Here is an 11,653-nt window from a genome sequence, read left to right on the forward strand (position 1 = left end):
TAACCCTCCGTACCATTCAACCCCAGATTCTCCGTGTTTAAGATATATAGTTCATCCGCCGGGTCGGGCAAGACCTACACCCTTACCAAGGAGTACATCAAGCTGGCCCTGCACAGCAACAGCGATACCTATTTCCGTCAGATCCTGGCCGTTACCTTTACCAATGCCGCCGCCAACGAAATGAAGGACCGTATCCTGAGCATGCTGCGGCTGTTCGGGACGGAGGAAGGGAAGCGCCACCCCATGATGCGGGACATCGTGACGGAGCTGTACGGGGAGGCCATCCAAGGGGGCGAAGGTACTTTCGAGGAAGGCTGTGAGCTGATCGGGCTACGGGCGCAGCGGGTGTTCGTGAAGCTCTTGCACCGCTACTCCGACTTCTCGGTGATGACCATCGATAAGTTTACGCAGCGGCTGGTGAGCAGCTTTACGGATGAGCTGGGTATACCGTTTGGTTTTGAGACCGAGGTAGATAGCGACCTGCTGGCTTCGGCCGTGGACCGGCTGCTGGCACGCATCGGACAGGAGGGGGAGGATACCCTGACGCGCATTGTCGAAACCTACTACCGCGAGAGCGCCGAGGACGGCAAGAGCTGGGGCTCGCTGCCCGCCCAGATCCGGGAAGCCGCCGGTGACCTGTTGAGCGAGAAGAGCTACCTGGCCATGCTGAAGGTACAGGACCTGACCATGGAAGACTGGGTGGCGATCCGTAACCAGCTCAAGGAGTCACTGAATACGATCATCAAAGACAGCTACTGTAAGGTTATTGCCCGCGAAGCCATCGCTCTGATCCAGCAGAATGGGTTAGATAGCGGCGACTTTGCCGGGGGGAAGAATGGCCTCATCGGGCATTTTAATAAATTCAAGCCGGAGGATGAGGAGCCGGTAGAATGGTGGAAGCTGGAAGCGACCGCTACCGTGGTGAAGAATCTGGATGAGCAGAAATGGTACGGCAGCAAAGCCTCCAAGACTACGCAGGCCAGGATAGATGAACTGAGTCATAAGCTGAAGGAGCTGTATGAGTGCATACAGGCGCACCAGGTCAAGCACCGCGAGCGGTACTTCCTGTTTAAGCAGCTCGAAAAGCACCTCTACAACCTGTCGCTGCTGGGCGAGATCCGGAAGGAGTTTGACTCACTGCTCCGGCAGAACAACCAGGTACATATCTCGGAGTTTAACCGCCGCGTGCTCGAGATCGTAGCGCGCGAGCCGGTTCCCTTTATATTCGAGAGGCTGGGGGAGAAGTACAACCACATCCTGGTGGATGAGTTTCAGGATACCTCGAAGCTACAGTTTGCCAACCTGCTGCCCCTGATTGACAACGCCCTGGCGTCCGGGTACATGAATCTGGTCGTGGGGGACGCCAAGCAATCCATCTACCGTTTCCGCGGGGGCGACATGGACCTGATCCTGCACCTGTCGCAAAACCAGGCCATGGAGCTGGCCTCCCTACTTGGGGATAATCCATTTGCCCACGAGCGCCTGCTGGGCATAGACCGCTTCCTGCACAAAAGCTCCCTGCGCGAAAACCGCCGGAGCTACCGCGAGGTCACCGAGTTTAACAACTGGTTCTTTGGGTACCTGTCGAAGACCCTGGGACAGAGCGAGCGGATGGTGAGCGCGGTATTTGATGAGGAATTCCAGCAGAAGATACTACCCGAAGTAAAGAGCGGGGGGCACGTACAGGTGGAGTTTGTGACCATGAAGGACGAGGACGACGCCACCACTGAGGGGGGACAGGAACTGGATGCTATGGTAGCGCGTACCCTGCAGCTGATCGAAGAGCTACGGGAGCAGGGCTACCACTGGCGCGACATCGCTATCCTGTGCCGCAAGAAAAAAGAAGCCGCCAACCTGGCCAGCGCCCTGAAGGAGCGGGGCTTCCCGCTCATATCTGAAGACTCGCTGTCGCTGGCCTTTGCGCGCCCGGTCAACCTGCTGGTGGCCTTTATGCAGGTACTACACACGCCCGACAACCGCCTGGCCCGCTACGAGGCGGCCTACCTGTTTCACCGCGTCATAGCCCGCGAGGTACCGTCGGCAACCCAGCACGAGCTGATCCGCAGCATGTGCGGCGAGAAGGGGTTGGCCTCCTTCCTGGCCTACTTTGGGCAGGAGGGTGTGGAGCTGAATGCCTTCCGGCTGCGCCAGCTGAGCGTGTACGAACTGTGCGAGCAGCTCATCACGGCCTTCCGCCTGTTCGATACCAAAACCGACTCGGAATACCTGTTCCGGTTCCTGGATGTGGTACTGGAGTTTGGTACCCGCCGCAGCAACCACCTGGCCGATTTTCTGAACTACTGGGAGGGAGCGAAAAACAAGCTGTCGATCACCATACCGGCCAACGCCGACGCCCTGCGCATCACCACCATCCACCGCTCCAAGGGGCTGGAGTACCCGGTCGTAATCATTCCCTACACCAACTGGAGCTACCGGTCGAACCCGTTCCTGGATCGTCTGTGGGTGGATCTGGACCGGCTGGATCACCAGGAGCTGTGCCTGATGCCGTCGGGCGAAGGGGAGGAGCAGTTACCCAAGCGGTTGCTCAGCTCCGTGGTGTCGGTGGTGAGCGATCTGGCGAAAACGCCGCTGGCTGAGCAGTACAAAGAGGAAGGTACCCGTACCCTGCTCGAAAACCTGAACCTGCTGTACGTGGCCTTTACGCGGCCGGTGCAGCGCATGTACATCCTGGCGCAGTACGATACCAACTGGGACAAAGGCAAGACCTCCGATCGGGTCAGCTCCTGGCTGTACAACTACCTCAATCGCCCGGACGCCCAGCCGGGCTGGCAGGAAGGGCAGTCGGTGTACGTGCTGTCGGAGGGGGCGGGTGAGTGCCGCCACGCCCACGGGAGCCAAAGTGCCATCCCGCACCGCCTGAGCCACATTATCAGTACCGACCGGACCAAGTCGCTGCGGCTGCGCCGCCTGGCCGACCGCATATTTGATACGGAGACCTTTGAGAAAAAGAACGACTGGCTGCAGAAATTGAAACACGCCCTGTCGTACCTGCAGACGCCCGACGAACTCCCCGCGGTACTGCGTAAGCTGACCACGGAGGGAATCATAGAGTCGGTAGATGCTGAGTACCTGCGCCGCTCCCTACAGGAAGTACTGGATATGGATCAACTACGCGAGTGCTTTGACAGGGAGGCCACGGTACTGATGCGCCGCGAACTACTCCTGCCGGGTGGCCGCATGCTCTGCGCCGACCGCGCCGTAACCCTGCCCGATGGTACCTGCGTACTCGCCAACTTTGTGGCTGGTGCCGGTAATACTGATGCCCGCCGTCAGATGCGCAAACTGGTACAGGCCTACCAGGACATGGGACAAACCCAGGTAAAGGGGGTAGTGGTAACGCTGGAAAACAAGGAGGTGGAGTGGGTGTAGGTACAAAAGGTGACTAAACTAAAAGGGTAATCAAATTGTAGTAGGGCAAGGTGTGCATACATCCAAAGATCCGGAAGCGGCGTAAGTCTGTCAAATTCCAAGTATAACCCCACTTTTTACTTTGCCTTATTACTACATGAGAAAACTGCTACTTGCTGTCGTCCTGACGGTTTTGTACCTCCCCCTATGGGCTCAGCAGCTAACCGGACAGGTCCGGGACCAGGCTACTGATCAGCCACTGGCGGGAGTAAGCGTTCAGGTCAGATCTACCCAATCGGGTACCCTCACCGATGCCAACGGAAATTTTAGCCTTTCCAACCTGAGTCCGAACAGCGTGCTGGTGTTTTCATTTATTGGCTACCGCAGCCAGGAAGTAACCTACACCGGACAATCCACCCTGACGGTAACCCTCCAGGAGGGGGTATCGCTGAATGAGGTAGTAGTAACGGCGCTGGGGCTGGAGCGTAGTTCCAGAAGCCTGGGCTACGCGATCCAGAAGGTGGAGGGGCGACAGATCAACGACGTCAAGGCTCCTAACTTCCTGGACAACCTGGCAGGTAAGGTAGCGGGCGTTACCATCACCGGGGGCTCCACGGGCGTAGGCTCTTCCTCACGCATCACCATCCGGGGCGAATCCTCCTTTACCAGTAATAATCCGCTCTTTGTCGTAGATGGTATACCCATTAATAACTCCACCATCGTCAACGTGGTGAACGACGACGCCAACGGTTTTCAGGAAATAGATTTCGGCAATGGCGCTATGGAGATCAATCCGGATGATATAGCCTCGGTGTCGGTGCTGAAAGGTCCCGGCGCGGCCGCCCTCTACGGAACGCGGGCCTCCAACGGGGTTATTCTGATTAATACTAAAGACGGATCGCGTACGGAAGGATTAGGCATAAGCTTTAACAGTACCTTCTTTGCCGAACGCCCCTTTCAGTTGCCCCGCTTTCAGAACCTCTACGGACAGGGCAACAGTGGTGCCTTCAAGTATGTTGATGGTCTGAGTGGGGGAATCAATGATAATATTTCGTACAGCTACGGCCCCCGTATGGAAGGGCAACATATCCCCCAGTACGATAGTCCGGTACAGCTTCCCGATGGCCGTACGGTACGCGGCGGCGACATCTATGTACACGGAGGATTGCCCATTACGCCCACGCCCTTTGTATCGCATCCCGACAACCTGAAGAACTTCTACGAAACCGGTCACACCGCTATCAATAACCTGGCCATTGCGGGAGGATACACCAAGGGCAATTACCGCCTTTCCTACACGGACCTGAACAGCGAGTCGACCATACCGGGGGTGAATCTTAAGCGGAAGACTCTGGCGGCGCGGCTGCTGTTTGAGCCGGTGAAGCGGATCAGGGTAAGCTCTTCCATCAACTACATCAACTCCAACAGCGACAACCGGCCCGCCACCAAGTACGGCTCCGAAAATATCAACTACGCCCTAAGCGCGTGGCTGGGCCGCCAGACTAACGTGGAGCCCATGAAGCAGTACTGGCAGCCGGGGCTCGAAGGGCTACAGCATTACTCCTACAACTACACCTACTTTGATAACCCGTACTTTACCCTATACGAAAACCGGAACTCATTCAACCGTGACCGGCTGATTGGTAATGTGGCCGTGACGGCCGACCTGGCGGATCATTTGCAACTGATGGTACGCAGCGGCATGGACTACTCGACGGAGGCTCGCCAGTTCAGGAGGGCGTACAGCAGCAACCGGTTCAAGAATGGCGCCTACGCCGAAAACTCCCTGTTCTTCCGGGAGGTCAATACGGATTTCCTGCTCAACTACACCCGGAGTTTTGGTAACCTGACGCTGGATATATCTACCGGAGGAAACCGCATGGACCAGCAGGCCCACTTTGACCAGTACCAGGCCCTGTCGCTGGCGCAGCCGGGTGTATTCAAGCTGAACAACGCCGCCTCGCCAGTGGAAGTGTACCAACAGGCAGCTACCAAGCGCATCAACAGCCTCTATGGTATAGCCAAGCTGGGATACAAGGATGTGCTTTTCGTGGATATTACCGGCCGTAACGACTGGTCCAGTGCCTTGGCTACGCCTACTTCCACGGCCAATACTTCTTTCTTTTATCCATCGATGTCGGCCAGCTGGGTCCTATCCAACCAGTTTAGTTTGCCGTACGTCATTTCATTTGCCAAGCTCCGGGGGAGTATCGCCAATGTGGGCAACGACACCAATCCTTACCAAACTACCGGTGTATTTAATGCCCGTACGCCGGTATTTTCGCAGCCTACGTTCAGCGATCAGAATACCATTGCCAACGCCAACCTGAAACCTGAGTCTACTACGTCGGTGGAGGTAGGTGCTGACCTTCGCCTGTTCGACGACCGGCTGGGCTTTGACCTTACCTACTACGACGCGCTCACCAGCAATCAGATCCTCTCTCTGCCGATTGCGATATCTACGGGCTACGGCGAGCGGGTTATTAACGGTGGAGCGTTACGGGCTCGGGGAGTAGAGGCCGTGGTCAACTATGCCCCCGTCCGGACGCAGGATGTACGGTGGAACATCAGCCTGAACTTCACCCGCAACCGTACTACCGTCGTATCGCTGCCTGATGAGGCCGGTACGCTCACCCTCGGATACAACCGCGTGTACGACAACGTCAACCAGACGGTGTGGTACCAGGTACGCGAGGGTGATCGTATGGGAGATATGTGGGGAACAGGCTACCTGCGCAACCCGCAGGGTGAATTCGTCGTAGGGGCCAACGGGCAGTACATTGTAGATAATACCCTCAAGAAGCTGGGCAACTATAATCCTGACTTTATGATGGGACTTTACAACCAGCTAACCGTGAAGAACTGGAATCTGGGCTTTCTGCTCGACTGGCGGCAGGGAGGTATACTGGTGTCACGTACTTTGTCCCTGGCCGCGGTTGCCGGGCAGTTGATCGAAACGGCGGACCGACCCGCAGCGGGTATCGTAGCGCCAGGCGTGGTGAATTCGGGCACCGCCGAGAATCCCAGCTACCAGCCCAATACCAAAGCCATACCGGCTGAGACCTACTACCGCATGTACTACGACCGCAACCACGAAGAGAACAACACCTACGATGCCTCCTACGTCAAGCTGCGGGAAATGAGTATTGGCTATACCCTGCCCGAAACGGCCGGACTGCTGCGGAAGCTGCGCATGCAGCGTCTGACGGTAGCGCTGGTGGGGCGCAACCTGCTGGCTCTTTCGGATATCCCTCATTTTGACCCGGAGCAGACTTCCTTCCAGGGGCAGCAACTGCAAAGCGGGGTAGAGGATATGACCTATCCGACCAGCCGGAATGTAGGGGTGAAGTTGAGTGTGAATTTTTAAGAAAATTAGACACAGAGTTTAGAAGAGTTAAGAAATTGAGTTCCACGAAGTTTTACCTCTGTGGCTTCTGTGCAAGTAACTCTTTTAGACTCTGTGCCGGGCTGCCGGTGCAGTAAAAAATAGATCAATGAAAAGAAACCTATATACTAGAATCCTCATCATAGTCCTGATCGGTAGCCTCCTGAGTTGTACCGAAGGATTCAAAGAAATTAATACCAATCCTAACGCGCCCGTGGACGTGCAGCCGTCTTTGTTGTTCCGGAAGGTCTTGTTTGACTACGGGGAGCAGATGTCGTACGAGGCCTTTGTAGCGGGTAACCTGCTGGGGCAATATTTTACGGCCATTGACTTCAACCTCTTTGACCGGCACAGCCTTACTGAGCCTCAGTACGGAGGCAATCCCTGGCCCTTTATCTACACCAATCTGCGGGACAACGAAATTCTCCTGCAAAAGTCCCGCGCCAATCCGGCCTTTGCGGTATACGAGGGGCCTGCACTGATCATAAAAGCCTACATGGCGGCCGCCCTGACGGACCTGTACGGGGATGTACCGTATAGCGAAGCCTTACAGGGCAAAACCGGGGTAATCACCCCCGCTTATGATACTCAGGAAGCCATCTATACCGGTCCGGGTGGGGTCTTGGATAATCTGGAAAAGGGCATCGCCTCTATCCGAAACTACAAAGGAGCTACGCCCCTGCAGGGTGATATCCTCTTCAACGGCAATCTGACGAAGTGGGTCTTGTTTGCCAATTCGTTAAAGATTAAGTACCTGATGCGCATATCGGGTAAGGTGGATGTAAAAGCTCAACTGCAGAAGGTGGTAGAGGAAGGAGCGTACATCAAATCGAATACGGACAATGCGGTGTTCCGGTTTACCGCCAGCCAGCCCAACAATTTCCGGATGGCTACGGCCCGGGTGGGGGACTACAATCTTTTCATTATGTCCAGAACCATCGAAGAGGTACTTTCCTCCTTACAGGATCCGCGGGTGAAGGTGTACTTCCGGCCTACTGGCTCCAATCCAGCCGTATACAAGGGACTCTTGAATGGACCCGATGCCTCCAAACTTTCCATTACAGTAGCTAACTATTCACTAACCGGATCTATATTCAGGGAGAATTCTGATAAGCTCTTTGCCAACTACATGACGGCTGCGGAAACGAGCTTCCTCCTGGCCGAAGCAGCGGAGAAGGGACTGATTGCGGGCGCGGCTAAGGACTGGTACGAGAGGGGGATCACCCAGGCCTTTGAGTATTGGCAAACCCCGCTGCCAGCCAACTACCTGACGAGCGAACGGGTAGCCTACGGCAGTAGTGGAGTGGGTGCATTGGAGCAGATCCTGACCCAGAAGTGGCTGGCTAACCTGAACAACGGGTACGAGGGCTGGATCGAGTACCGCCGCACGGGATTCCCCCGGCTCAAAACCATATCAGCCAGCCTGAACAACGGCCTGATACCGATACGCATGCCGTACCCAAATAGTGAAAGTGCTCTGAACGGAGAGCAATTCCAAAAAGCCGCCGACCGCACCCAGGGCAACAGTGTCAATGTGCCGGTATGGTGGGACGTAAACTAACTGGTCCCGAATGACGATTACCGTATTACAATGGGTATTGGTGGTGGCTTCCAGCGTAGGACTATACCTGGTATCACCTTTGTCCCGCACTGCCTCCGAATTTTTTAAGGGTGCCCGTAAAGAGCGATCTCCCAATGTGGTCCTGCTGACCAGTAGTCTGGTCATATCCTGGCTGTTTGCTAAGTCGATTACCAACGCGGCCAATCTGGGGCAGAGTTTTGGGCTGGTTGGGGGCGTGGCCTACGCCGGGTACTATGTATCCTTTATCGTAGCAGGATTGGTACTGGTGTCGTTACGGACCCGGGGAGGCTATCGCAGTATTCACCACTTTCTGGAATCGAAGTTTGGCCGGGGTGCGGTGGTGGTGTTTACCTTTCTGATCCTGATCCGGCTTTACAACGAGGTATGGTCCAATACCATCGTTATCGGTTCGTACTTCGGCGATACGGGTACTACCGAGTATTACGCTGCCATACTGGTATTTACATTACTCACCCTGGCGTATACCCTCAAGGGCGGGATGAGCAGCTCTATTATGACGGATGTGATCCAGATGGCGCTCTTTGTCGTGTTGCTGGGCATTATCCTGGGGTTTATACTACCGGAGCAGGGGAGCGTTCAGCCCTTCCTGAGTAGCGGTAGCTGGAAGTTGGGACAGGGGCTTGACCTGCTGCTGGTAGCCCTTATCCAGTGTTTCAGCTATCCGTTTCATGATCCGGTACTGACCGATAGGGGCTTTATATCCGATACGGGTACTACCCTGAAGTCTTACTTTGCGGCTGCGGTGATAGGAGCCTTGTGTATAATATTTTTCAGCTTCGTAGGCATCTTTACCCGTCTGTCCGGACTGGAAGGGGAGGCCCCGGTGGCCGCGGCCCGGTACTTCGGGGCGCCCATGCTCTTGCTCATGAACCTGATCATGGTCACATCAGCCTCTTCTACGCTGGACTCCGCCCTGGCTTCTTTTTCCAAGCTGGTCAGCATTGATCTGAGCAAAGCTACCACTCCTAAGGTATCCACCGGGCGTATCGCGATGGTGGGGCTGACCGTGCTGGGGACCATACCGGTCTTCTTCAATCCGGCTATTCTATCGGCTACTACCATCAGCGGTACCGTAGTACTGGGGCTGGCACCCGTATTCCTGTTCTGGAACCGTCGGGTACCCCGCTCCGCTTTCTACCTTTCGGTGGTGGGCGGACTGCTGATCGGAGCGGCGCTATCGTTTTATCCTTTACCCGATTCCCTGCTTTTAACTGAGGGGAAGTACGCCCAGCTGCTAAGTGTCAATATCATTACCAGCGTATACTGTTTTCTGGTGTACCTGGGGAGTACTATGTTTGTAAAAAAAGCCTATGAATAGTAGCTCTGATATATTGGGCCTCGGCGACCTGAAGGGAAAGCTTCTGGTATTTGGTGGCCCGTATTCCAATCTTCAGGCGTTGGAAGAACTGAAACGCATGGCTAATGAGCACGAGATTCCACCCCAAAGTATCATTTGTACGGGTGATATAATCGGGTACTGTGCCCAACCCGAGGAAACGGTACAACTGGTAAAGAGTTGGGGTATCCACTGTATACAGGGTAATGTGGAGCAGAATATTATAGAAGGGGAAGATAGCTGTGGTTGTAACTTTACCGAAGGCAGCCGCTGTGACTTGTTTTCCCGTACCTGGTTTCCTTATGCGGTCAGCTCGGTATCCGCCGCCTCTAAAGAGTGGCTCACCACACTACCCCTTCACCTGACCTTTCGCTACGCCGGCAGGTCCGTAGCTGTAGTACACGGCTCAGCTCAACATATCTCCCAATTTGTTTTTAAATCAACTCCCTGGTCGGTGAAGGAGGAAACCTTCCGGGCTACCGGCGCTGAAGTAGTACTGGCGGGACATGCCGGATTGCCCTTCGCGGAAGTACAGCAGGACCTTTACTGGCTCAATGCCGGTGTGATCGGGATGCCCGCTAACGATGGTACGCCACGCGTATGGTACCTGCTGCTGGATGATGCCGACGGCCACTTTACCTATACCTTCAGGTCTTTCGAATACAACAATAGATTGGCCAACCAGCTCATGATGCAGCATCAGTTGCCCGACTCCTACGCCCGCACCCTGCTGACCGGTATCTGGGATAACTGCGAAATCCTGCCCGAGGCGGAGAAGCAGTTGCAGGGAGAGGCAATCGGGTTGGATAGCGACTTTTAAAGTAAGTTTATATCAAAATTAAAGAGGGGGTTGGAATTTTATTTTAGCCCCAGCGTCGAGCGGCCGCTGCTAGGCGGAAGCTCAGAAGAAATGGTTTAGCAAAGCAGGGCGATACCTGACTTTATATGTGCCGCCCCGCTGGGGCTAATAACGCTCATAAATGTTATTCTTCTACTAAGGTATAGCCCGGCAACGACCGACCGTCTCTGGGGCCACTTATGCAACATTTATAATTCTTTCGTTCGCTACTGATTCAGACATTAAGAATTCATAATTTATTCCCCCTTCTATTCAAACTGAAAAGCAAAGTAGGTGCAGGGCTCCTTTCCGGTATTACGAATGGCGTGAGGTACGTTGGACTGCAGGAAAATAATATCACCAACACCGGCGGGTATCCACTTGCCATCGATGCTCTCTTCGGCCTGACCTTCGATCAGTAGCAGTATTTCAGCGGCCTTATGCGTGTGGGGCGGGTGACTCATCTGGCCCTCATTGAGTGTGGTGATGTGCATCTCAAACCGCTCCGAGTGCGCCGTAGCCCGGTCAAATACATCGCGGCGCCCGCCTTTGTCGTGTGTCCGGTAGTCCAGCTCCTTCCAGTGTTTTACAAATGATCCACCGGCTTTGGTACCCCGTTCCGGCTGAGGCCCCGCCGCCTCGTACCGCATGATGTAGTAGGTGACCGGGCCGGTGCTTCTGTTCTCAAAGCCGTGCCTGTCACCGGGCATGAACAGGGCTATGCTGCCGGCTTCGAGCAATTCGGTTTTTCCATTATAAGTTACAGTGAGCTCACCTTCTTTGACAATAACCAGTTCCTCGTCGGGATGATCGTGCGCTTCATGGGGAGCCTGGCCGGCCTCCACGGTGGTAGCGTGGATCTTCAGGTGGGTAAAGTGCGGGGTAGCTCCTTCCAGTAGCACCCGTTGTACTGAACCTGCTTTTCTGGAAAGGGGTGCCTCATCCCAGCGATAGACCACAGATGGCACCTGGGAGTACTGGGCGCTCGCCACGAAGGAGAAGAGCAGGAGGGAAAGCAGGAGGAGCTTGGCAGAGTTCGTAGAGCGTAGTAACATAGGAGCCGGGGTAAATGGATATCCTACCAAAGAGCTTATGCACCGCTCTCCTACTTATTTGTAGGGT

6 protein-coding genes are annotated in these 11,653 nt (G+C 55.1%); 5 read left to right on the forward strand and 1 reads right to left on the reverse strand.

Going from position 1 to position 11,653, the window contains the following annotated elements:
* The first annotated feature begins 33 nt into the window (after positions 1-33).
* The 5 genes from JUB14_RS27995 to JUB14_RS10355 all read left to right on the forward strand — a co-directional run bounded on the left by JUB14_RS27995 (position 34) and on the right by JUB14_RS10355 (position 10,513).
* Positions 34-3,390: a UvrD-helicase domain-containing protein gene (locus JUB14_RS27995; RefSeq protein ID WP_207505774.1), complete on the forward strand. Its 3,357-nt coding sequence runs from the start codon at positions 34-36 to the stop codon at positions 3,388-3,390.
* 136 nt (positions 3,391-3,526) lie between these two features.
* Positions 3,527-6,736 (forward strand): SusC/RagA family TonB-linked outer membrane protein, encoded by a 3,210-nt coding sequence (locus tag JUB14_RS10340; RefSeq protein WP_207505775.1) that lies wholly within the window; start codon positions 3,527-3,529, stop codon positions 6,734-6,736.
* Between the two features lie 127 nt (positions 6,737-6,863).
* Positions 6,864-8,315 (forward strand): SusD/RagB family nutrient-binding outer membrane lipoprotein, encoded by a 1,452-nt coding sequence (locus JUB14_RS10345; RefSeq protein ID WP_207505776.1) that lies wholly within the window; start codon positions 6,864-6,866, stop codon positions 8,313-8,315.
* Between the two features lie 10 nt (positions 8,316-8,325).
* Positions 8,326-9,675 (forward strand): sodium:solute symporter family transporter, encoded by a 1,350-nt coding sequence (locus JUB14_RS10350; RefSeq protein ID WP_207505777.1) that lies wholly within the window; start codon positions 8,326-8,328, stop codon positions 9,673-9,675.
* Entirely contained in the window at positions 9,668-10,513 is an 846-nt protein-coding gene (locus JUB14_RS10355) for a metallophosphoesterase family protein (protein WP_207505778.1), read from the forward strand. The genes JUB14_RS10350 and JUB14_RS10355 overlap by 8 nt, the downstream gene beginning before the upstream one ends.
* A gap of 287 nt (positions 10,514-10,800) precedes the next feature.
* On the opposite strand, the gene JUB14_RS10360 is transcribed toward JUB14_RS10355, so the two are convergent.
* Positions 10,801-11,586 (reverse strand): cupin domain-containing protein, encoded by a 786-nt coding sequence (locus JUB14_RS10360; RefSeq protein ID WP_207505779.1) that lies wholly within the window; start codon positions 11,584-11,586, stop codon positions 10,801-10,803.
* Positions 11,587-11,653: the final 67 nt, after the last annotated feature.

The organism is Telluribacter humicola (assembly GCF_017355935.1).
GTDB lineage: Bacteria > Bacteroidota > Bacteroidia > Cytophagales > Spirosomataceae > Telluribacter > Telluribacter humicola.

Bases quoted from the DNA above. Each gene is read 5' to 3' on its own strand.
- JUB14_RS10340 (WP_207505775.1), top strand. From the start codon at position 3,527: ATGAGAAAACTGCTACTTGCTGTCGTCCTGACGGTTTTGTACCTCCCC.
- JUB14_RS10360 (WP_207505779.1), bottom strand. From the start codon at position 11,586: ATGTTACTACGCTCTACGAACTCTGCCAAGCTCCTCCTGCTTTCCCTC.
- JUB14_RS10350 (WP_207505777.1), top strand. From the start codon at position 8,326: ATGACGATTACCGTATTACAATGGGTATTGGTGGTGGCTTCCAGCGTA.
- JUB14_RS10345 (WP_207505776.1), top strand. From the start codon at position 6,864: ATGAAAAGAAACCTATATACTAGAATCCTCATCATAGTCCTGATCGGT.
- JUB14_RS10355 (WP_207505778.1), top strand. From the start codon at position 9,668: ATGAATAGTAGCTCTGATATATTGGGCCTCGGCGACCTGAAGGGAAAG.